This window comes from Pseudomonas sp. G(2018) (assembly GCF_005502415.1).
Classification (GTDB): domain Bacteria; phylum Pseudomonadota; class Gammaproteobacteria; order Pseudomonadales; family Pseudomonadaceae; genus Aquipseudomonas.
Window position 1 is genome coordinate 157818 of sequence record NZ_SCOO01000004.1, and the last position, 22514, is coordinate 180331.

Annotated in this window: 18 protein-coding genes, 4 tRNA genes and 1 pseudogene; 5 read left to right on the forward strand and 18 right to left on the reverse strand. The window is 59.3% G+C overall.

All coding sequences use genetic code 11. The annotated features are described in order from the left end of the window. Window positions 1-53 precede the first annotated feature (53 nt). Genes cpaB through FFS64_RS05805 form a run of 6 tightly spaced genes read right to left on the reverse strand, consistent with a single transcriptional unit; the run spans window position 54 to window position 3485 of the window. On the reverse strand, window positions 54-869 hold the full coding sequence (gene cpaB, locus FFS64_RS05780) for a Flp pilus assembly protein CpaB (RefSeq protein WP_137804566.1): 816 nt from the start codon (window positions 867-869) through the stop codon (window positions 54-56). Between the two features lie 15 nt (window positions 870-884). Beyond that, window positions 885-2213 carry an AAA family ATPase gene (locus FFS64_RS05785; protein ID WP_137804567.1) on the reverse strand — a complete coding sequence of 443 codons (1329 nt, stop codon included), beginning with the start codon at window positions 2211-2213 and terminating at the stop codon, window positions 885-887. A 15-nt stretch (window positions 2214-2228) separates the two neighbouring features. Further along, window positions 2229-2747 (reverse strand): prepilin peptidase, encoded by a 519-nt coding sequence (locus FFS64_RS05790; protein WP_137804568.1) that lies wholly within the window; start codon window positions 2745-2747, stop codon window positions 2229-2231. A gap of 31 nt (window positions 2748-2778) precedes the next feature. After that, window positions 2779-2973: a Flp family type IVb pilin gene (locus FFS64_RS31610; protein ID WP_137804569.1), complete on the reverse strand. Its 195-nt coding sequence runs from the start codon at window positions 2971-2973 to the stop codon at window positions 2779-2781. A 57-nt stretch (window positions 2974-3030) separates the two neighbouring features. Further along, entirely contained in the window at window positions 3031-3228 is a 198-nt protein-coding gene (locus tag FFS64_RS05800; RefSeq protein ID WP_137804675.1) for a Flp family type IVb pilin, read from the reverse strand. A 59-nt stretch (window positions 3229-3287) separates the two neighbouring features. Beyond that, window positions 3288-3485, reverse strand: coding sequence for a Flp family type IVb pilin (locus FFS64_RS05805; RefSeq protein ID WP_137804570.1), 198 nt, complete (start codon window positions 3483-3485; stop codon window positions 3288-3290). Between the two features lie 419 nt (window positions 3486-3904). Between FFS64_RS05805 and FFS64_RS05810 the strand changes: the two genes are divergently transcribed. Then, the gene (locus FFS64_RS05810) at window positions 3905-4774 is read left to right on the forward strand and encodes a response regulator transcription factor (RefSeq protein ID WP_137804571.1); all 870 of its coding nucleotides are present in this window, start codon (window positions 3905-3907) and stop codon (window positions 4772-4774) included. A gap of 58 nt (window positions 4775-4832) precedes the next feature. Here FFS64_RS05810 and FFS64_RS05815 read toward each other — a convergent pair. The 4 genes from FFS64_RS05815 to FFS64_RS05830 all read right to left on the reverse strand — a co-directional run bounded on the left by FFS64_RS05815 (window position 4833) and on the right by FFS64_RS05830 (window position 5245). Continuing rightward, window positions 4833-4908 (reverse strand) — tRNA-Gly (locus tag FFS64_RS05815). Between the two features lie 3 nt (window positions 4909-4911). Continuing rightward, window positions 4912-4987 (reverse strand) — tRNA-Glu (locus FFS64_RS05820). A 104-nt stretch (window positions 4988-5091) separates the two neighbouring features. After that, window positions 5092-5167 (reverse strand) — tRNA-Gly (locus FFS64_RS05825). Window positions 5168-5169: 2 nt separating this feature from the next. Next, window positions 5170-5245: transfer RNA gene (locus FFS64_RS05830), tRNA-Glu, on the reverse strand. 392 nt (window positions 5246-5637) lie between these two features. Here FFS64_RS05830 and FFS64_RS05835 point away from each other — a divergent pair. Then, window positions 5638-6396, forward strand: coding sequence for a hypothetical protein (locus tag FFS64_RS05835; protein WP_171017063.1), 759 nt, complete (start codon window positions 5638-5640; stop codon window positions 6394-6396). 225 nt (window positions 6397-6621) lie between these two features. Here FFS64_RS05835 and FFS64_RS32160 read toward each other — a convergent pair whose 3' ends face one another. The 4 genes and pseudogenes from FFS64_RS32160 to FFS64_RS05850 form a co-directional block, all read right to left on the reverse strand. After that, window positions 6622-7503 (reverse strand): methyl-accepting chemotaxis protein, encoded by an 882-nt coding sequence (locus FFS64_RS32160; protein WP_372242167.1) that lies wholly within the window; start codon window positions 7501-7503, stop codon window positions 6622-6624. Further along, window positions 7483-8586: pseudogene (locus tag FFS64_RS32165) on the reverse strand (HAMP domain-containing protein); the annotation flags it as partial. The pseudogene FFS64_RS32165 and the gene FFS64_RS32160, both read right to left, overlap by 21 nt. 108 nt (window positions 8587-8694) lie before the next feature. Continuing rightward, on the reverse strand, window positions 8695-10044 hold the full coding sequence (locus tag FFS64_RS05845; RefSeq protein WP_137804574.1) for a PLP-dependent aminotransferase family protein: 1350 nt from the start codon (window positions 10042-10044) through the stop codon (window positions 8695-8697). A gap of 299 nt (window positions 10045-10343) precedes the next feature. Next, entirely contained in the window at window positions 10344-11105 is a 762-nt protein-coding gene (locus FFS64_RS05850) for an SDR family oxidoreductase (RefSeq protein ID WP_137804575.1), read from the reverse strand. A gap of 234 nt (window positions 11106-11339) precedes the next feature. Here FFS64_RS05850 and FFS64_RS05855 point away from each other — a divergent pair, with 234 nt between their 5' ends. Continuing rightward, on the forward strand, window positions 11340-12344 hold the full coding sequence (locus FFS64_RS05855) for an NADP-dependent oxidoreductase (protein WP_137804576.1): 1005 nt from the start codon (window positions 11340-11342) through the stop codon (window positions 12342-12344). Window positions 12345-12383: 39 nt separating this feature from the next. Here FFS64_RS05855 and pyrF read toward each other — a convergent pair whose 3' ends face one another. After that, the gene (gene pyrF, locus FFS64_RS05860) at window positions 12384-13082 is read right to left on the reverse strand and encodes an orotidine-5'-phosphate decarboxylase (protein WP_170948692.1); all 699 of its coding nucleotides are present in this window, start codon (window positions 13080-13082) and stop codon (window positions 12384-12386) included. A 293-nt stretch (window positions 13083-13375) separates the two neighbouring features. Here pyrF and FFS64_RS05865 point away from each other — a divergent pair, with 293 nt between their 5' ends. Together FFS64_RS05865 and FFS64_RS05870 are read left to right on the forward strand one after the other, a co-directional pair. Beyond that, window positions 13376-14134: a response regulator gene (locus tag FFS64_RS05865; RefSeq protein WP_137804577.1), complete on the forward strand. Its 759-nt coding sequence runs from the start codon at window positions 13376-13378 to the stop codon at window positions 14132-14134. After that, the gene (locus FFS64_RS05870; RefSeq protein WP_137804578.1) at window positions 14134-15186 is read left to right on the forward strand and encodes a HAMP domain-containing sensor histidine kinase; all 1053 of its coding nucleotides are present in this window, start codon (window positions 14134-14136) and stop codon (window positions 15184-15186) included. The genes FFS64_RS05865 and FFS64_RS05870 overlap by 1 nt, the downstream gene beginning before the upstream one ends. Window positions 15187-15249: 63 nt before the next feature. Here the strand turns inward: FFS64_RS05870 and FFS64_RS05875 are convergent, their stop codons facing one another. From FFS64_RS05875 to aceK, 3 genes are all read right to left on the reverse strand, one after another. Continuing rightward, window positions 15250-16371: a beta-ketoacyl-ACP synthase III gene (locus FFS64_RS05875; RefSeq protein WP_137804579.1), complete on the reverse strand. Its 1122-nt coding sequence runs from the start codon at window positions 16369-16371 to the stop codon at window positions 15250-15252. Between the two features lie 322 nt (window positions 16372-16693). After that, window positions 16694-20605 (reverse strand): ATP-dependent RNA helicase HrpA, encoded by a 3912-nt coding sequence (gene hrpA, locus FFS64_RS05880; protein ID WP_137804580.1) that lies wholly within the window; start codon window positions 20603-20605, stop codon window positions 16694-16696. Between the two features lie 109 nt (window positions 20606-20714). Then, the gene (gene aceK / locus FFS64_RS05885; RefSeq protein WP_095195533.1) at window positions 20715-22424 is read right to left on the reverse strand and encodes a bifunctional isocitrate dehydrogenase kinase/phosphatase; all 1710 of its coding nucleotides are present in this window, start codon (window positions 22422-22424) and stop codon (window positions 20715-20717) included. Between the last annotated feature and the right edge of the window lie 90 nt (window positions 22425-22514).

Here is a 22514-nt window from a genome sequence, read left to right on the forward strand (position 1 = left end):
CCGATACTGATCCGGATCGGCTCCGCCATTACCCTGGCACCTGTTGCACACTGTCAGCGAATGTTGACTACTTTGGCTTCGATCCCGCGGATCACGGTGATACCCCCGCCCTCGCCACTGCTGCGCTGTACCACGCGTTTTGGTGCCTCGGCGGAGGCCACAACCATGGCCGGGGCAACAGGAGCAACAGGTGCAACGGCCGGGCTTTTCTTCTCGAGGTTCAGCGGGTTACGCAGCGCCAGTTGCAACTTGCCTTCCGTCTGCGCCGTGACCAGGGCTTCCGCTTCAACGGCCGACATCTCCAGGGTCACCGCGCGCACCACTACCGGTTGAGTCTTGTCGGTACCCGCAGTCTGATCCACCGCCAACACCCGCAAGTTCTCGAGGATGGTCCTGGACGTGGCGCTGTTATTGCCGGAATTAGTGGTTTTGGTCGCCAGTACATCGACCCGGTTACCCGGTAACAGGAATCCGCCGACGCCGACCACATCGTCCACACGTACCGATATGGCGCGTTTGTCAGGCGCAATCAAAGAAGCCAGGGTGCTGCCTCCCAGGTGCTCGCTCAGACGCGCACCACGCATGATGTCGCCCCGCAGAATGTCGAAGGTTGCGATCTTGCCCACGGCTTTTTCGCTGGCATCGAAGGCATCGTCCGGGATCGTATCGATCGGCATGCGTACGGTCGTGACCTGCTGGGCCTCGACCATCTGCCCGAATGGAATCTCTACCGTGGCGACCACCACGTTTCGAAGGTGGTCATCCGGGCTGGCATTGAGCCGCGCGCTCAGCCAGGAGTCGGCCATCCATGCAGCCCCAAGGCCCATGGCCAGGGAAACGCCTATCAGGGTAAGCGTACGAGAGCTCATGTCAGTATCTCCGTATCAAAGAAAGTCGAGCTGGACGAAGTAGTTGTGCCAGGCCCATTCCAACTCTTTCGGTGACAGTGGTCCGGAACCGCCCATATAACGCTGGCGATCGAGTGCCATGTTCAGGAGATCGCGGGGATGGCAAGGCACCAGGGGCATGCCTTCACTTGCATAAAGCCTTTGCAATACATAACGCACCAGCAACGGGTCATAGGAAATACCCAGGCGCTCGCTTTCCTGACGCCAGATCTTTTCGTACTCCTCGGGCTTCAGGTAACCGAATTGCAGCTTGTAGCCAATCCGGCGAAGGAAGGCCTCATCGGCCAGCTCCAGGGGATTGAGGTTGGTGGAAAACACCAGAATCAGATCAAATGGCAGCTCGCAATGCCGACCGCCGCCCAGGTTGAGGAAATCGCGTTTCTCTTCCATCGGTACGATCCAGCGATTCAGCAACTCGGCAGGTGCCATGCGCTGGCGCCCCATGTCGTCGATGATGAACAGGCCATTGCTGGCCTTGAGCTGCAAAGCGGCCTGGTATTGACGGGTGAAAGGGTCATAACGAACGTCCAGCTGTTCCATGCTCAACTCACCCCCCGTGATGACGATCGGGCGTTTGCAGCACAATAGTCGACGGTCGATCCCTTCGTTGAGCATCAGAGTGTTCTGCTGAGCGTTGTCATCGAGCCGCTGATGCACTTGCGGGTCATAGATCTCGATCACCGCCTCGTTGATGACGATGGCATGGGGGACCCAGATGGCCTCCGCGAACAGACGTATTAACCGACTGCTGACATAAGTCTTGCCGGTACCCGCGGGACCATAAATCATGATTGCGCGCCCGGAGTTCATCGCCACACCCAGCTGATCGAGCATCGCCTCCGTGAGCACTACGCCAGCAAGGGCATTGCGCATATCATTGGCATTGATGCGACCATGGTGAATTGTCTGCAGTTTGATCAGGGAACGGTAGGTACTCACCGGGAAGGGTGCTGCACCGATATAGCCACTGCGCGACATGGCATCGCGGGCGGCACTGCGTCCGCGTTCGGTCAGGCCATAACGCAGCGACTGCCCACCGGATTGACTCACCTGGCCCAGCACTTCGACACGGCCATCCTTGCGCAGAAACGCCAGGACTTCTTCAAGTACCGCGCCAGTCAGCGCCAGGCGCTCCACCAGCCGCGACATGTCCAGCACGCCAGCATCAAACAAATGCTTGCACACCAACTCTGCGAGAAAACTGTCCGTCAGGCCGGTTTCGCGAATAGTGCAGGGCTGCGGAGCCAGGCGTTGCACTGCTCCCCGATCGCTGGGGTAGGCATCACTTTCGACGATGACGTGCATGACTAGCCTCCTGGGCTACAGGCCGATTTGCAGCCAATAACCACTGGCCAGGGTTCCGAGCAAAATTGCAACGGAGTATGGGAAAGGCTTTCCGGCCACTTCATCTACCGCCGGAACCAGGTAGGTTCGCGCCCTTAGCATCAACCCGTAGCGCGCTAAGGTTTGCAGCAGCTGACCACGAAAAAGAATGATCAAAAAACCGCACAAACCACCGGCAATCAGACTGAAAAACGCCGTCCATAACGCGTCATACGGTGTAAAAAAACTTCCGACCATGGCCATCAACTTGACGTCCCCAGCGGCCATACCGCCTAGGGCGTACATGGGTAGAAACACTGTAAAGCCGATCAGCATGGCCAGCGCAGCATTACCAAGCCCCTCAACTCCACTTGCGTAAGCCTGACTGGTCAACCCCAAAACAAGTCCTAAAAGAACCAGCAGGTTGGGGATGCGGTGGCGACGAAGGTCGCTCACCACCGCAATACCTAGCAGCCCTAACAGAACAATTGATGTAAACATCTGCTCAATAGGCATCGCTGCATCTCTCTCACTGGAAATAGACTTACTAGCACGCCCCAGCACCACCCACACAAGTAGCTAGCCTACCGAGCTGGCCGGTAATGGCGGTGCCCAAGGAGGTAAAACCAGCGGCAACCGCCAGGGTTATTAGCCCGCCGGCCACCGCATACTCCACAATGGTCAGGCCATCTTCGTCTCTGACGAACTTCACTACCGAAGCCTTGATTGTTTGCAAGATCATTTTGCCCACCTCACGCGAATGTTGTTTTTTCTGAGGCATCTCTCACTGAAAATAGACTTACGAGCACACCCTAGTAGAGCCCACACAAGTAGCTAGCCTACCGAGCTGGCCGGTAATGGCCGTGCCCAAGGAGGTAAAACCAGCGGCAACCGCCAGGGTTATTAGCCCGCCGGCCACTGCATATTCCACAATGGTCAGGCCATCTTCGTCTTTGACGAACTTCACTACCGAAGCCTTGATTGTTTGCATAATCATTTTGCCCACCTCACTCGAATGTTGTTTTTTCTGCTGCATCTCTCTCACTGGAAATAGACTTACGAGCACACCCTAGTAGAGCCCACACAAGTAGCTAGCCTAGTGAGCTGGCCGGTAATGGCCGTGCCCAAGGAGGTAAAGCCAGCGGCAACCGCCAGGGTTATTAGGCCGCCAGCCACCGCGTATTCCACAATGGTCAGGCCATCTTCGTCTTTGACGAACTTCACTACCGAAGCCTTGATTGTTTGCATGATCATTTTGCCCACCTCACTCGAAAATGTTGTTTTGTCTGAGGCAGTACTTTCTGCGCTGCCTGATGCAAACCCTAGTCAGGGTGCAGGCATGAGCGTTAGGAGGATTTTGCAAATCGCTAGGATTTTTTTGCTGGGTGGCAAAAGACGGGGCATTGGCCTTTACAGAGGTAACGGGAGGGGCAGACAAGGCATTGAAACGCAACGGCAATTGCCATTGATTCGCAAGCGACAAGCGGTAAAAGCCAGGTTTGTCGAATGCGCACCAACAAACACGCGACCGGAGCTGCCCCTCAGAAAACGCATAGAGCGAATAGAACTGAATACCGTATTTTTTATCAGGATTAGTTCTACAGCGTAATAGCACATTGGCCATACTGCTGATCAAAGAGAGGCATTAAGAACTCTGGAGTAAAAATAGAGACATGACGTCCCATTTCAACGGAAGGCCATCCCTACTATGGTTCGATCTGACACACGATCGGTCCACCAAAGAACTCATCGAGCAGTTTGAGGGTACCTGCAACTGCAAAATGGCGAAAAACTCCGTGCTGCCCATCAGGGAACAGGCAGACATGATCTGCATCCATTTTGATCGCCCCGACACTTCGGGGTTGAGGCTATTGCTGGAGATCAAACGCACCACCCCCACCATTCCGATCACCATGTTCACTGTGCAGCATTCAGAGGAACTGGCTGTCTGGGCGATGCGCTCCAGCGTCTGGGAATACATGGTGCTTCCGTTCTCGGCCACCGAGAAGAAGCGTTACCTGACCGCGGTGATGCAGCTCTGCGAACTGCGCCGAAATGCCAACGGCCAGGGCAAATCATCGCAGATCGACCACTCCCCAACCCTGCCGGAAAGCATCCGGCTGACCTCAGGACACCAAAAACACCAAGCGCTGAGCAGCATCATGCTGTACATCGAACAGCACTTTCGAGACAGCATCGATCAGAGGGTTTTGGCGCAGCGCTGCGGCATGACAACATTTCGCTTCAGCCGCCTGTTCAAGGAAGCCAATGGACTTGGCCTCACGGATTACATCTTGGATAAGCGCATGAACTTCGCCAAAGAACTGCTCGACAACAGTCAGATGCCTATTACCAGTATTGGCTATGAGGCCGGCTTCAAGGATCCTTCCTACTTCGCTCGAGCCTTCAAGCAATTCGCAAATTGCACGCCCAGTGAATACCGTTTGGCACGCCAACTCAGAGCGGCTGCAGCTGCGCAACTGGTGCTGGATGAAAAAACCAATGAAGCGCTCGAAAGCCTGGTGCAAAGCCTCAGCGGTTGAGGCTGTTTTTTACGCACAAACAAAAACGCCGCTCAATGAGCGGCGTTTTTGTTAAATATGGAGCGGGAAACGAGACTCGAACTCGCGACCCCGACCTTGGCAAGGTCGTGCTCTACCAACTGAGCTATTCCCGCAAATGGCGTCCCCTAGGGGACTCGAACCCCTGTTACCGCCGTGAAAGGGCGGTGTCCTAGGCCACTAGACGAAGGGGACACGCTACCCGGAACACATGGTGTGTGTTTCGGTGTCCAGATCCGCATCCGAAGACTTGGTTCTGGTTTCACTCAGCCCTGCCCGAAAGCAATGCTGTTTAAAATTGGAGCGGGAAACGAGACTCGAACTCGCGACCCCGACCTTGGCAAGGTCGTGCTCTACCAACTGAGCTATTCCCGCATTGGCGTCCCCTAGGGGACTCGAACCCCTGTTACCGCCGTGAAAGGGCGGTGTCCTAGGCCACTAGACGAAGGGGACACACTACAACATTCACTCCCTGCTTCGTTTCGCTGTGTGCTTTACGCTGCAAGTGGCGCGCATTCTATGGATGGATTGAGAGGTCGTCAACCCCCTGTATTAAATTTATTTAAATCAATGACTTCGCCCTGCTTTAACGCCCCTAACCGGATTTTCCGCCACCCGGTGTTTGGCGCCTATATTCTGACACTCGCCAAGGCGTTATAGTCGACGCCATCAATGATGGCGATCTGCTTCACTGTTGCCAGCATTTATAAAGCAGGACTGCGGCCGATACAGGTTGAGCCTTCTCGAACCAACTCGTCGAGCGGCCCTGGGCGCTTAAATGCCAAGCCACTACACTCGACTCGCACGCGAACCCTATAAAAGAGGTCTTACCGGTGACACCACTCATGATCACCCTGCTCGTCGTAGCCGGGATCGCATTATTGATCGCCATTGGCTACATCAACCATGTGGTGGAAAACAATAAGCTGGAAAGGGCCCGTACCAAGGTTGAACTCAATGATCGCCTGCGGCGTTGCGGAGAGATCACCGAGACCTTCCCAGGCCAGTTGATGACACCGGCGCTCAAGCTGCTGCTGACCCGCCTGGAACTGAATGTCTGCCAACGCCTGCTGAACCTGGAAAAAACCAGCGCCAACCTCAAGGCGCGGATTACCGAACTGACGGCGCTGGTCGCACAGGGCGAGTCGATATCGGTCAACAATCCACCGGCACCTATCCAGACAGAAGCCAAGGCCAAGGACGTGCGCTTCCTGCTTGAAGCCCTGCATGGCCAGATCACCCGTGCCGCCCAGGACGGTTTCCTGCCGCCCAACGAAGCCAAACGCTGGATCCGCGAGGTCCGCCATATTCTGGTGCTGTTGCACATCGAATTCTTCAACAACCTTGGCCAGCACTCCCTGCAACAGAACCAGCCCGGCCAAGCGCGCCTGGCGTTCGAACGCGGTGTGCAATACCTGCGCAAGCAACAGGAACCACAGATCTATGCGGAACAGCTGGAATACCTGGAAAAACTCCTGGCCCGCGCCAACGCACAAGTCATGGACCGCATCGCCCCGGTAGAAGGCGAAGTGAACCAATTGACCGAAGGCCTCAAAGACGTCGAGGCCGATGCGGACTGGAAGAAGAAAGTGATCTACGACTGATCATTCGAGCAAAGTAGAAAAGCCACCGGATCAGGTGGCTTTTTTTTGCCCTGCAGGAGCAAAGCTTGCTCGCGATAACGGTTGCTCAGCTGTATCGATGTTGACTGACACTCAGTCATCGCGAGCAAGCTTTGCTACAGGGATCGGCTACAACCGCAAAACCCTGGGCGGCTGTCAGGCCGCCTTCGCGAGCAGGCTCGCTCCCACTGGATACGCAATGCAGGTTCAAAGCCTGAAATGCCCCACCATCCCCTTCAGCTCAACCCCCAGCTGCGCCAATTCGATACTCGACGCCGCATTCCCCTGCATCGCCAGCGAAGACTGATCCGCACTGGCACGAATGCTCGTGACACTGCGATTGATCTCCTCGGCCACCGAACTCTGCTCCTCGGCAGCAGCTGCGATCTGCTGGTTCATCTGCTGGATCAACGATACCGCCGCCGCAATACTTCCCAACGCACTTTCAGTCTGCAGCGCATCGCTGACCGCCAGTTTCACCAGTTCGCCACTGCTTTGAATCTGCTGAACCGACGTCTGCGCCGCCGAGCGCAAGGCGCTGACCAACCGCTCGATTTCCTCGGTCGATTGCTGGGTCCGCTTGGCCAATGCACGCACTTCATCGGCCACCACCGCGAAGCCCCTGCCCTGCTCGCCGGCCCTTGCGGCCTCGATGGCCGCGTTGAGCGCCAGCAGGTTTGTTTGTTCAGCCACGCTTTTGATGACACTGAGTACGGTACCGATGTTCTGGATTTCCGCGCTCAAGCTCTCGATGCTCGAACTGGCCGAGGTGGCCGAATCCGCCAGTTGCTCAATGCGCGCCATGCTCTGACGCACCACGAGCTGACCGCTTTCAACCTTGCCGTCGGCCGTTTGCGCCGCCACGGCGGCTTCTTCGGCATTACGCGCCACGTCATGCACGGTGGCGGTCATCTGGTTCATTGCAGTGGCGACTTGTTCGGTTTCTTCCTTCTGGCTGCTGACTTCGAGGTTGGTCTGTTCAGTGACCGCCGACAGCGATTGCGCTGAAGTGGCCAGTTGTTCGATACCCGCCTGCAAACCGCTGACGATGTGGCTCAGTCCCGCCCCCATCTGCTGCATGGCCTGCATCAACTGACCGATCTCATCACGACGGGTCACTTCGACCGTTCCGCTCAAATCCCCGGAAGCAATCTGCTGCGCCACACGAATCACACTGCGCAGTGGCCCGACGATCAGTCGGGTAATGACCCAGGCTGCAATCAGTCCGACCAGCAACGCCAACGCGGAGGAGCCGATGATCAGCAACGAGTTCTTGTTCAGCTCTGTCTGCATCGACTGGTCTTCGGCGATATAGGCCTGATCCACCCGCTCCATCACTTGGGCTGCGCGTTGATGCAATTGCTGATAGACGGTCTTTTCCTGTTCCAGCAGGCCGGTGTACTCGGCGAGCTTGTCGCTGAAACTGGCGATGTGACCGATCACTTCATTGAGAACGGTCTGATACCCCTCATCCTTGACTGAAGTTTTCAGCTGTTCGGCCTGGGTCAACGCCTGGCTGGCCTGTTCGATCTTGCCTTGCCCCGCGCTGTCATCACCCTTGCGGCTCTGATCCAGACGCACACGCGCTTCGTTCATGGCTTGCAACATCAGCCGTGATACCTGGCTGACCTGATTGGCCTGCTCGACGAATTGCGCACCGTCCTTGCCCTCGGATTCCTTCAGGGTGTAGGTACCGTCATCGGCAAGCCCGGACTGCAACACGTCGAGGTTATTGGCCACGCTGGAGACCGACCAGCTGGCCATTTCCAGCGCCAGGTCCTTGGCCTGACTGAGCGAGACAAACTCGTCGAACGCCTTGCGGTAGGCGCCGAGGGATTGCTCGACATCGTTCATTACCGGCGCATTGGCGGCAGACGCAGCCTTGAGCTGATTCGCCAGGGCAATCAAGCCATCAACGCCTTCGCGCAGGGCATCGGCCGTTTTCGGGTTGCCGTGCAAGGCATATTCTTGCTCCAGCAAGCGTACCTTCAGCAATCCACTGTTGAGCGACGACATTTGCTTGAGCCCATCGAAGCGCTGACTGATGGTTTGCAGGGACCAGACGCCGATGGCCGCCACCAGGGCGGTCAACAACAGCACCAGCACAAACCCGATACCCAGTTTTTTTGCCATACCGAGGTTGGCAAAACGTCCTTGCACGGCCGAAATCATTGCACTTAGTCCCCTGCCATTATCTGTAGATGGAGATTCGCAACGGGCCTGTGGCAACACAAGTCTTTGGCGTCGGAATAATGGCAAAAAGCTACGTTCGCGTCGTTTTCAGAACACTTGAGGTCGATTCGCAGCGGTAGCCTGAAAAAATGCCCGGGCTCGCGGATCACAAGCACAGGTCACATTGATACGCTGCCAGTCAGTGGCCGCGCCGGCGGGACTGAAGGCCGTCGGCGATGACAGCAAGACACCGAAGCGCCGGGCCTGTGCCCGCAGCTGTGCGTGGTCTGCCATCCGCGATCGCGCCCAGATAAACAGACCTCCCGCAGGCTTGCCGAACACCTCCCACTCCGCGTCTTCGAGCAACTGCAATGCTGCCCGTCGATCGCTGCCAAGGCGCTGGCGCTGGCGCTGCACCAATTGGCGGTAGGTACCATTGGCCAACAGACAGGCCAGTACCGACTCGCAGAATCGTGAAGTACCCATGCTGCTGATCATCTTGACCTCGGCCAATCGTGCAATTACCTCGGTGCCGGCCACTACAAAACCGACCCGCAACGAGCTACTGAGCGTCTTGGAATAACTACCGACGTAGATCACGCTGTCATCCAGTGCGGCAAGGCGCTTGCCGGAACCGTCGTACAGGTCTGCGTAAACGTCGTCTTCGATCACCCGCACACCATGCTCTTTCGCCAGTTGCAGCACTCGCTGCGCGCCCCCCGGCGCCAGGCTGCAACCGGTAGGATTGTGATGAAAACTATTGATGAACAATCCACGAGGCCGATATTTCAGCAGCAACGCTTCCAACGCCACGATGTCCGGCCCGTGCGGCGCTCGCGGAACCTCAAGCAGGCTTACACCGTGCAGCCTGAGCAAATCGAACAACACGGGATTACCAGGGTTTTCCACCACCACGCAGTCTCCCGGTTTAAGCAACGTCCGTACGATCAGGTCCAGACCCTGGCTGGCCCCCGCGGTAGTCAGGATTCGATTGTCCCCGACGTTGATATCCCGCTGCTTCAGGCACTTTTGAATCTGCTGGCGCAAGGCAGGCAAACCCAAGGGGGAGTTGTAGTTGAACAAGCCGGCCATGTCGGTGCGACTGACTTCCCGAATCGCGTAAACCAGATCGTCCGTTTCGCGCCAACTTTCGGGCAAGCCACCACTGCCCAATGGCAATTGGCACAAGGAAACGCCCTGTTGCTGAACAGAGATCGAAGCCGGGGTAGCCACGACATAACCGGCTGCATGACGCGGCTCCAGCACCCCTTGTGCGACCAGCCGATCACAGGCTTCGACGACACAGGACTGACTGAGCGAATTGATTCGCGCGATTTGCCGCACCGAAGGCAAACGCGCACCTGGCACAACCTCGTTGCGATGGAGCCAGCAGGCCAGTCCATCGACGATTTGCTGTACGACCGGCACCAAGGCCTGTCGATCGATACTCAATTCCATGAGCGAGCAACTCCTGTTTGGTTTGCGTAAACCAGTTAATCACAGGAGTGTTCGCCGGGATGTGCGACAACGCCGCCAGAATCGCCGGTTTCAATCATTTGAAACACACTGCCGGGTGCCTTCACGGAGCCGCAGTAAGAAATCTCAAGGCAACAAAAAACCTGTGGGAGCGAGCCGGCTCCGGGCGGCGTTCCGACGAAAGCAGTGTGTCAGACAACATCAATGTCGCCTGACACCCCCACTTCGCGAGCAAGCCCGCTCCCACAGGTTCGGTGTTTACTCAGTAGCAGCGCTGGGTTTCAGAACGCGGTGACACCACCATCCACCGCCAACGAATGCCCAGTGGTAAACGCTGCGCCGTCACTGCACAGGTAAAGCACCGCGCTGGCGATTTCCTCGACCTTGCCGATGCGGCCCACCGGGTGCATGGCGTTGGCGAACTCGCCCTTCTTCGGGTCGGCTTCATAGGCGCGACGGAACATATCGGTGTCGATCACTGCCGGGCATACCGCGTTGACCCGGATCTTTTTCTTGGCGTATTCGATGGCCGCCGATTTGGTCAGGCCGATCACCGCGTGCTTGGAAGCGGCGTAGATGCTCATTTTCGGCGCGGCACCGAGACCGGCCACCGAAGCTGTATTGACGATGGCGCCACCACCCTGGGCCAACAGCAATGGCAACTGGTACTTCATGCACAACCAGACGCCTTTGACGTTGACGCCCATGATCGCGTCGAATTCGTCGACGGTGCCTTCGGCGAGTTTGCCCTTCTCGATCTCGATACCGGCATTGTTGAAGGCGTAGTCGAGACGGCCGTAGGTATTGACGACCTCTTCCATCAGATTTTTTACTTCGCTTTCCACAGTGACGTTACAGCGCACGAAGGTCGCTTCGCCGCCCGCCGTACGAATCAGCGCTACGGTCCCCTCGCCGCCCGCTGTGTCCATGTCGGCCACCACCACTTTCAATCCTTCGGCGGCAAACGCCTGGGCAGTCGCGCGACCAATGCCATTGGCTGCGCCCGTCACTAAGGCGACCTGACCGGAAAACGTCATGCTCATTGTTATGTCCTCAAAGAGAAGTTTGCGGGGGATCGATTTTTTCAGTCTATCCACGCGGCCCCTGACGCGGCAGCACTATCAGAAGGCCGGTTGGGCACCCATGAGTTGCAGTGATGGAACTGCCGTACCAACTATCACTGCACTGGATCAACCTGCATTCGCCGCATAAGCCAAACTTGCGACATCGCCCATGAAGGACTATCAACAAGGCTTCATTCATCTTGAGTGCCTGTCATGACTACCCAGACCAATCGCCAGTTCCTGCTCGCCAAACGTCCTGTCGGCGCGGCAACCCGCGAGACCTTTACCTATCAAGAAGTACCGGTCGGCGAGCCGGCGGCGGGTCAGATCCTGGTCAAGAACGAATACCTCTCGCTGGACCCGGCCATGCGTGGCTGGATGAATGAGGGCAAGTCCTACATCCCGCCGGTCGGCCTCGGTGAAGTGATGCGAGCCCTCGGTGTCGGCCAGGTCGTGGCTTCGAACAACCCCGGTTTCGCGGTCGGCGACTACGTCAACGGCGCTTTGGGTGTGCAGGATTATTTCCTTGGCGAACCGCGAGGCTTCTACAAGGTCGATCCGAAACTGGCACCGCTGCCCCGTTATTTGTCCGCGCTGGGCATGACCGGCATGACGGCTTACTTCGCCCTGCTCGACGTCGGCGCCCCCAAGGCGGGTGAGACTGTGGTGTTGTCCGGTGCAGCCGGTGCGGTGGGCAGCATTGCCGGGCAAATCGCCAAGATCAAGGGATGCCGGGTGGTCGGCATCGCTGGCGGCGCGGACAAATGCAAGTTCCTGATCGATGAATTGGGTTTTGACGGCGTCATCGATTACAAAAACGAAGACGTCATCGCCGGCCTCAAGCGTGAATGCCCGAAAGGTGTCGACGTGTATTTCGATAACGTCGGCGGCGACATTCTCGACGCGGTGCTGAGCCGGCTCAACATGAAGGCGCGTGTGGTGATCTGTGGCGCCATCAGCCAGTACAACAACAAGGAAGCGGTCAAAGGCCCGGCCAACTACCTGTCACTGCTGGTCAACCGTGCGCGCATGGAAGGCTTTGTCGTGATGGACTATGCCTCGCAGTTCGCCGCTGCCGGACAGGAAATGGCCGGCTGGATGGCCAAGGGGCAGCTCAAGAGCAAGGAAGACATTGTTGAAGGGCTGCAGACGTTCCCGGAGACGCTGATGAAGTTGTTCAGCGGGGAGAATTTCGGGAAGTTGGTACTGAAGGTTTAACCCAACATTCGAAGCCCGCTCCCACAGGTTTCGCGGAGTTTAGGCCAGCTCAGCCACAACGTTTGCCAGAGCTTTTGCAGGATCCGCCGCCTGGCTGATCGGACGGCCGATCACCAGGTAGTCGGAACCGGCTTCCAGCGCCTGACGTGGAGTCAGGATGCGACGCTGGTCGTCCTGGGCGCTGCCCGCCGGGCGAATCCCCGGGGTTACCAGTTGCAGCGACGGATGCGCCGCTTTCAAGGCCTGGGCTTCCAGTGCCGAGCATACCAGGCCGTCCATCCCGGCTTTTTCCGCCAGGGCAGCCAGGCGCAGTACCTGTTCCTGCGGCTCGATATCCAGACCGATACCCGCCAAATCCTCACGCTCCATGCTGGTCAGCACGGTCACGCCGATCAACAGCGGCTGCGGACCACTGCGCTTGTCCAGTACTTCACGGCACGCAGCCATCATGCGCAGCCCACCGGAGCAGTGCACGTTGACCATCCACACACCCATTTCCGCGGCAGCCTTGACGGCCATGGCGGTGGTGTTGGGGATGTCGTGGAACTTGAGGTCCAGGAACACTTCGAAACCCTTGTCACGCAGGGTGCCGACGATTTCCGACGCGCAGCTGGTGAACAATTCCTTGCCGACTTTGACTCGGCACAGTTTCGGGTCCAACTGATCGGCCAGCTTCAGTGCGGCGTCACGGGTGGGGAAATCCAGGGCGACGATGATAGGAGTCTGGCAGGCGGACATGAGCGGGCTCTCAGGCAAGTCGAAATCGGCGCGCATTGTAGCGGAACCAGCGCCACTGCGGGACCCGATGATCGGTAAATCGTCGAGAACGCTCAGGCAAGACTAGCCTTTGCGGCAATTGTGTCGAGTTCGGTACATAGCTGACACGCCCACAACACCCTTGCCCGCTACCCTCGCCAGCCGCAACACGTCCTTACAGCACTTTGCGCCTGCGGGCCAGACGCCTATGCTGAAGCCACAACCTCGCCGCCTATCTTTGTGGTTGGCAGCCTATCCGGCAGATGAACACACGCATGCACAACACCCGCACACCTGTGAACGACGATCAAAAAGCGTCCGGCGACGACAAACGCTGGAGCATTCGCGCCCTGATCGTCGACGATGACATCCCGATCCGCGAGTTGATGATCGACTACCTGGCCCGCTTCAGCATCCACGCCAGTGGCGTCACCGATGGCGCGGCCATGCGCCTGGCCATGCAGGCGGAGCATTTCGACGTGGTGGTGCTGGACCTGATGCTGCCCGGTGAAGACGGCCTGTCGCTGTGCCGCTGGCTACGTGCCGAGTCGGACATCCCGATCCTGATGCTCACCGCCCGCTGCGAACCCACCGACCGGATCATCGGCCTGGAACTGGGTGCCGACGATTACATGGCCAAGCCGTTCGAACCCCGGGAATTGGTGGCGCGCATCCAGACCATCCTGCGCCGGGTGCGCGACGACCGCACCGAACAACGGGCGAACATTCGCTTCGACAACTGGCGCCTGAACAGCGTGCTGCGCCAGCTGATCGCAGCAGACGGCCTGGTGGTGCCGCTGTCCAACGCCGAATTCCGTCTGCTCTGGGTGTTCATCGAGCGTCCGCGCCGGGTATTGAGCCGCGAGCAACTGCTGGACGCCGCCCGCGGCCGCTCGATCGAAGCCTTTGATCGCAGCATCGACCTGCTCGTGTCGCGACTGCGCCAGAAACTCGGCGATGACCCGAAAGCACCGCAGTTGATCAAGACCGTGCGCGGTGAAGGCTACCTGTTCGACGCCCGGGACATCGGCTGATGCGCGGGCGCTTCGATACGCTGTTCGGACGCCTGTTCGGCGTGCTGCTGCTGGCGATTATCCTGGCGCACCTGCTGGCCTTTGCCTGGTTTCATCATTACGGCCCACCGCCACCTCCGCCTCCACCACCGCAATTCTCCGAAGGATTCGACGGCCAACGCCCGCCAGATGACCCGCGTTTCGCCAATCGACCACCCCGGCCCTGGTTCGGTGGACCGCTGGTACCGCTGACCTTCCAATTTATCTCGCTGATCATTGCGGCCTGGTACGGCGCCAAACTGTTGAGTCGCCCGATCCAGCGGCTCAGCGACGCCGCCGAGCGCCTGAGCGAAGACCTCAACAGTCCGCCACTGGACGAGTCCGGTCCACGGGAAGCGCGGCAAGCGGCGCACACCTTCAACAAAATGCAGCAACGCATCATCGAGCAGGTGAAACAACGCTCGCGGATGCTCGGCGCGGTGTCCCACGACCTGCGCACGCCATTGTCGCGGCTCAAGCTGCGGCTGGAGCAGATCGACGACGACAGGCTGCAGGGCCAGATGCGCCAGGATCTGGACGACATGATCAGCATGCTCGACGCCACCCTCACCTACCTGCATGAACAGCGCACCAGCGAGGCGCCGCAGTGGATGGACGTGCAGGCGCTGGTGGAGTCCTTGAGCGAAAACGCCCAGGACCAGGGCGCCGATGTCGGGGTCAGCGGCCACTGTGCACCGCTGCAAGTGCAGCCGATGGCATTACGTTCCTGCGTCAACAACCTGCTGGACAATGCCCTGCGTTATGCCGGGCAGGCGCTGATTACCCTGGAGGATCATCGGGAAGAACTGTTGATCAGAGTGATCGACCACGGGCCGGGAATCGCGGCCGAGCAGCGCGAAGCGGTGTTTGAACCGTTCTTTCGCCTGGAGGGTTCGCGCAATCGCAACTCCGGCGGTGTCGGGCTGGGCATGACCATCGCCCGCGAGGCGGCGGAACGTCTGGGCGGGCAGTTGAGCCTGGAAGAAACCCCGGGGGGCGGGTTGACCGCCATCATTCGCCTGCCGCGAGTTTGAATACACTACCGACCCTGTGGGAGCGGGCTTGCCCGCTCCCACAGGGTCAAGGTAATGCTGAACTCAGCGTTTGCGCAGAATCACGCTACCGATCGAGTAACCGGCGCCGAATGAACTGAGCACCGCCAGCGAACCGGACGGCAGATCATCCTGATTTTTGTGGAACGCAATCACGGAACCGGCGGAACTGGTGTTGGCGTAGGTGTCGAGAATCACCGGGGCTTCCTGCTCGGTGGCGTCGCGGCCCAGCAGTTTCTTGACGATCAGGTGGTTCATGCTGAGGTTGGCCTGGTGCAGCCAGAAGCGCTTCACGTCGCTGACGTTGAGCTGGTTCTCTTCCAGATGCGCACCGATCAGTTCGGCCACCATCGGGCAGACTTCCTTGAACACCTTGCGGCCTTCCTGGACAAACAGTTTGTCCTTGGCGCCGATGCCTTCTTCCGCCGCGCGGTTGAGGAAGCCGAAGTTATTGCGGATGTTGTTGGAGAACTTGGTCAGCAGTTTGGTGCTGACAATGTCGAACTGGTACTTGGAGGTGGCCTGGTCGGCGCGTTCGATGATGACCGCGGTGGCGGCATCGCCGAAGATGAAATGGCTGTCACGGTCGCGGAAGTTCAGGTGACCGGTGCAGACTTCCGGGTTGACCATCAGGATCGCCCGGGCCTGGCCCAGCTGGATGCTGTTGGCGGCGGTCTGGATGCCGAAGGTCGCCGAAGAACAGGCCACGTTCATGTCGAAACCGAAACCCTGGATGCCCAGCGCTTCCTGCACTTCAATGGCAATGGCCGGATAGGCGCGTTGCAGATTGGAGCAGGCGACGATCACGCCATCGATGTCCGCTGCGGTCTTGCCCGCGCGTTGCAAGGCTTGCTCGGCCGCGCCGATGGCCATCTGGCAAAGCACCGACCATTCGTCGTTGGTACGCTCCGGCAGGCGTGGCGCCATGCGTTGCGGGTCGAGGATGCCGTCCTTGTCCATGACAAAGCGGCTCTTGATGCCAGAGGCTTTTTCGATAAACGCTGCGCTGGACTCGGTCAACGCCTCGACTTCACCACGCGCGATGGCGTCGGCATTATCGGCGTTGAATTGCGCCACATAGGTATTGAAAGACTGCACCAGCTCTTCGTTGGAGATGCTGTTGGCCGGAGTGTAAAGGCCGGTGCCGCTGATGACGACATTATGCATGGTCGTGTCTCTAATCTGTTCAGGCAGAAAGCATTGGTACCGACGTACCAATACACAAAGGGTCTATTCCCATCCTGGGGACGCAAACCTGGCATCGCTTTATTCCGTCGCGCGACCGGGCGAAGGCTCTAGTCCGCGAAACCGGCGTTTATGGTCGCGAAGTTTGCCATAAACCTTGGGTTTTGGCGCCTTTTGCGAGAGCAACGCAGTACTTGTAGGAGCGAGCTTGCTCGCGATGGTCTAAAGAACGCCGTGGCGTGTCAGGCACTCAGCGTTATTGTTGACGACCATCGCGAGCAAGCTCGCTCCTACAGGGGGCATGTCAAGGTTCGACCTGGCTCCACTGCTTGCTCAGGCGCTTATCGGAAATCGGCACCTTGGTCCCCAGTTGTTGGGCGAACAGCGAAACCCGGTATTCCTCCAGCCACCAGCGATACAGCTCCAGCTGCGGATCGCGCTTGCCTTCCTGGGCGTGTTTGTTGGCGCGGGTCTGGTATTGGGTCCAGAGATTGGACAATTCGCCACTCCAGACCCGGTCCTTCTGCACCTGGGCACCCAGTTTTTCGAAACGCTGCTCGATGGCCTTGAGGTAACGCGGCAATTCCTTGAGCCATTGCATCGGTGTTTCACGGACAAACCCCGGATACACCAGTTGGCTGAGCTGCTGCTTGATGTCGTTCAAAGCCACGGCTTGCGCCAGGTCGATCTTGCCCTTGAAGCGTTTTTGCAGGCCGTGCCAGAGCTTGAGGATTTCCAAGGTCAACTTCGCCAAACGTTCGGCATGTTCGGTCCAGGCGCCGCGCTTGCGCTCGGCCAGCGACGCCAGCCCGGCACCATCGCGGGGCAACGGGTCTTCGCCATCGAGAATGCAGCTGTCGAGGCTGGCCAGCAGAATGTCTTCCACCAGCGCGTCGACGCGCCCCATGTCGCGGTACAGCAGGCCCAGTTCGGTCAGGCCCGGTAGCTTGCCACGCAGGAACTTCGCCGGCTCCGCCAGCTGTTGCATCAGCAAGCGTTGCAACGCGCGGCGATGCTGGAATTCGGCTTCGGCCGGCGTCGAGAAACGGCCTTCCTTGACGGTGCCGCCCTCCTCCACCAGCGCCGGGTACACCGTCATCGACAGCCCGGCGATCTTCTGCTGGGTTTTCTCGGCCACGGCGGCAAACACTTTCGGCTCCACCGGTTGCTGGCTTTTCGCGGTTTGCGGCACGGCCAGCGCGGCTTGGCTGGCTTCGGCGAAACGCGCGGTGAGTTCGGCGAGGTCACGGCCTTCTCCGAGGAACTTGCCCTGCGCATCGACGATTTCCAGGTTCATGCGCAGATGGTTTTCCACCTGCTGCGCCGCTTCGGCCCAGGCTTCGTCGCTAACCCGGGCGCCGGTCATGCGCAACAGTTCGCGACCCAATGCCTGGGGCAACGAACCTTCGGCGAAGGTCATGCGTTGCAAGGCGGCTTTGACGAAGTCCGGTACCGGCACAAAATTCTTGCGCAAGGCCTTGGGCAGGTTGCGTACCAGGGCAATGCACTTGGCCTCGATCACGCCGGGCACCAGCCACTCCAGACGCTCCGGCGGCAGCATCGGCAACAGCGGCGCCGGCACGCGCAGGGTCACGCCGTCACGCGGGTGGTTCGGCTCGAAGTGGTAGCTGAGCGCCAATTCCAGATCACCGATGTGCAGGGTGTCCGGGTAATGCTGGGCGGTGACTTCACTGGCTTCGCGAGCCAGTACGTCTTCTTCGCGCATGATCAGCAGCTGCGGGTTCTTCTGGCTGTTGACCCGATACCAGCTGTCGAAGGTCGCGGTCTGGTGAATCTCCGCCGGCAGCCGCGCATCGTAGAAAGCGAACAGGGTTTCTTCGTCGGCGAGAATGTCGCGGCGGCGGGCCTTGGCCTCCAGCTCGTCGAGCTGTTCCAGCAGTTGCTTGTTGGCGGTCAGGCATTTGGCTTTCGACTGAATTTCGCCACGCACCAGCGCTTCGCGGATAAACAGTTCACGGGACACCACCGGGTCCACCGGGCCGTAGTGCACTGGCCGGCGACCGACCACGATCAGCCCGAACAGGGTGATCTGCTCGAAGGCCACGACCTGGCCGCGCTTCTTCTCCCAATGGGGTTCGAAGTGGTTTTTCTTGATCAGATGCCCGGCCAGCGGCTCGATCCAGTCGGCGTCGATCTTGGCCACCATGCGCGCGTAGAGCTTGGTGGTTTCCACCAGTTCGGCGGTCATCAACCATTGCGGGCGTTTCTTGCCGATCCCCGACGAGGGGTGAATCCAGAAGCGCCGCTGGCGTGCGCCGAGGTAGTCGCCGTCTTCGGTTTTCTGGCCGATCTGGCTGAGCAGGCCCACCAGCACCGCCTTGTGCAATTTCGGGTAATCCGCCGGTTCTTTGTTGAGGCTCAACTGCATGTCACGGCAAATCAGGCTCAACTGGCGATGGGAATCACGCCACTCGCGCAGGCGCAGGTAATTGAGGAAGTTCTTGCGGCACCAGTTGCGCAGCGGACTCGCGGTCAGCGCCTGGCGCTGCTCCTCGAATCCGCGCCACAGATTGACCAGCCCGGCGAAGTCCGAATCGGCATCTTTCCATTGCGCGTGGGCCTGATCCGCCGCTTGCTGACGCTCCGGCGGACGCTCACGCGGGTCCTGGATCGACATGGCGCTGGCGACGATCAGCACTTCCTGCAAGCTGCCCAGCTTCGCCGCTTCCAGCAACATGCGGCCCATGCGCGGGTCCACCGGCAGCCGCGCCAGTTGGCGACCGAGCGGGGTCAGCTGGCTGTTGCGGTCCACCGCCGAGAGTTCTTGCAGCAGGTTGAAACCGTCGCTGATGGCCTTGCCATCCGGCGGCTCGATGAACGGGAACGCAGTGATCTCGCCGAGGCGCAGGTGCAGCATCTGCAAAATAACGGCTGCAAGGTTGGTTCGCAGAATTTCCGGATCGGTAAACTCCGGGCGCCCGAGGAAATCTTCTTCACTGTACAGGCGCACGCAAATACCCGGCTCGACCCGCCCGCAACGGCCCTTGCGCTGGTTGGCGCTGGCCTGGGAAATCGCTTCGATGGGCAGGCGCTGGACCTTGGCGCGGTAGCTGTAGCGGCTGATGCGCGCGGTACCGCTGTCGATCACGTAGCGGATGCCCGGCACGGTCAGCGAGGTTTCCGCGACGTTGGTCGCCAGGACCACGCGACGCCCCGGGTGCGACTGGAAAATCCGCTGCTGCTCGGCCGGCGACAGGCGCGCGTACAACGGCAGGATCTCGGTGTGCTTGAGCTGGGCCTTGCGCAGCATGTCGGCGGCGTCGCGAATCTCGCGCTCGCCGGGCAGAAACACCAGCACGTCACCGGGGCTGCGGCGTTCGCTGCGTTCGTACGCGGCGATTTCATCGAGGGTGGCGAGAATTGCCTGATCCACGGTCAGGTCGTCCTCGACGCGGTTGCCCTCTTCGTCCTGCTCCAGGGTCAGCGGTCGATACCAGGTGTCCACCGGGAAGGTGCGGCCGGAGACTTCGACAATTGGCGCGTCATCGAAATGCTTGGAAAAGCGCTCCAGGTCGATGGTCGCCGAGGTGATGATGACTTTCAGGTCGGGACGACGCGGCAGCAAGGTTTTCAGGTAACCGAGCAGGAAATCGATGTTGAGGCTGCGTTCATGGGCTTCGTCGACGATGATCGTGTCGTAGCGTTCCAAATAGCGGTCGTTCTGGGTTTCCGCCAGCAGGATGCCGTCGGTCATCAGTTTGATCAGCGTGTTGGAATCGCTCTGGTCCTCAAAGCGCACCTGATAACCGACCAGCGCGCCCAGCGGCGTGCCCAGTTCTTCGGCGACCCGGCTGGCGACGCTGCGTGCCGCGATCCGCCGTGGCTGGGTATGGCCGATCAAGCCATGCTGGCCGCGACCGATTTCCAGGCAGATCTTCGGTAACTGGGTGGTTTTACCCGAGCCGGTCTCGCCGGCGATGATCAGCACTTGGTGCTTTTCCAGCGCCTTCTTGATTTCGTCGCGCTTGGCGGCGATCGGCAGGCTGTCGTCATAACGAATCACCGGCAGGCTGGCCTTGCGTGCCAGCGCCTGATCACAGGACGCCTGCATGCGCGCTACCCATTGGGCCAGCTTGGCCTCGTCAGGTTTCTTGCGCAGCTCAAGCAACTGCCGCCGCAGCCGGTGGCGGTCGGCGAGCATAGCGTGATCGAGGTTTTTCAGCAGTTTGTCGATGGAGGGCGATTCGTCGGTCATCGGGTACGCAATTCAGTCGTCTAGTGGCGCAGGCGGGCGATTGTCGCAGAAAAGCAGCCTCAAGCTACAAGATGAACGCAGCTTTATCTTGTAGCTTGAAGCTTGTGGCTTACAGCTGCTTCCTCCGATACGGAAATACATCAATCACCTTCCCCGCCCGAATCGCCTCCTGCAACCCCTTCCAGTAATCGGCGTTGTACAACTCGCCGTGCAGTTGATCGAACAACTTGCGCTGCCCGGAGTCAGCGAACAGGAACGGCGGAAACTCCTCCGGGAACACGTCCAGCGGCCCGATGGAGTACCAGGGTTCGGAAGCCATTTCATCTTCGGGTGTGCGCGGTGCCGGGATGTGACGGAAGTTGGCTTCGGTGAGGAAGCAGATCTCGTCGTAGTCGTAGAACACCACGCGACCGTGACGGGTGACGCCAAAGTTTTTCAGCAACATGTCCCCGGGAAAGATGTTCGCCGCCGCCAGTTGTTTGATCGCCAGACCGTAATCTTCCAGCGCCTCGCGCACCTGTGCCTCGCTGGCGTTTTCCAGGTACAGGTTCAGCGGTGTCATCCGCCGTTCGGTCCAGCAGTGACGGATCAGCACCGTGTCACCTTCGACCGATACCGTGGACGGAGCGACTTCCAGCAACTCCTCCAGGCACGCCGGATCAAACTTGCTCAGCGGGAACCGGAAATCGGCGAACTCCTGGGTATCGGCCATGCGCCCGACGCGGTCAACGCTTTTCACCAGGCGGTACTTCTCGATCACCGTGGCGCGGTCGACGTTTTTCGATGGCGAGAAACGGTCCTTGATGATCTTGAATACGGTGTTGAACCCCGGCAGGGTAAACACGCTCATCACCATACCGCGCACGCCCGGGGCCATGATGAACTGGTCGTCGGTGTTGGCCAGGTGATTGATCAGCGCCCGGTAGAACTCGGACTTGCCGTGTTTATAGAAACCGATCGAGGTGTACAGCTCGGCGATGTGCTTGCCCGGCAGGATGCGCTTGAGAAAGCCGATGAACTCCGCCGGCACCGGCACATCCACCATGAAGTACGAACGAGTGAACGAGAAGATGATCGACACATCGGCTTCGTCGGTGATCAGCGCATCGATCTGGATGCCGCGCCCCTCAAGGTGCAGCAGCGGAATCGCCAGTGGCCATTGCTCATCGGCGGTGTAGATGCGTCCCACCAGGTACGCACCCTTGTTGCGGTAGAGTACCGAGGAAAACAGCTCGACACTCAGCTCCGGGTCCTTGCACACCCAGTCCGGCAGGTTTTCGCGCAATTGCGCTTCAAGACGGCGCAGGTCGCCTGGCAGGTCGGCGTATTCCTCGCTGAAGCGGTAATCGGCAAAGATGCTCGCCAGCATGCCCGACAACTGGCCCTGGGGTTTATAGGTACGGGTTTGCGCGGCCCGCGCCCGACGCAGGCTCGGCCGGGTGGTGTGGATGAACATGCAGCCGTCGCTGATCAAGTCATGGCTGAACAGCCCGCAGAAAATCGAGTTGTACCAGGTCTCCGACAACTCATCGTCGAAGCGCAGGTCGATCAGGCTGATGTAGGCGCTTTTGACCAGCGGCCAGCAGCTGACGTCCAGCGTGTCGGTGTCGAAAGCGATGCGCAGCCGGTCGACCGTTTCGCTGACTTTCTCTTCGTAGAGGTTGATCCGCGCCGCCGAGGCGACTTGTGTCTCCTGCCACTGGGCCTGCTCGAAGCGCGCCCGGGCGCCGTCGGTGATCTGCCGGAAGTGCTCGCGGTAATCGTCAAAGCCATCGAGGATCAATCGGGCGATGTCGGCGGCTGGCCAATGCTGCGGCATGGTGAGACCTCTGCGGGAATTCGTGAGCCCTGAGCTTAGCCAGTGAAGCGGGTGCAGGAGAAGTGTAATTTTCCAGCGCGAATTGAATGC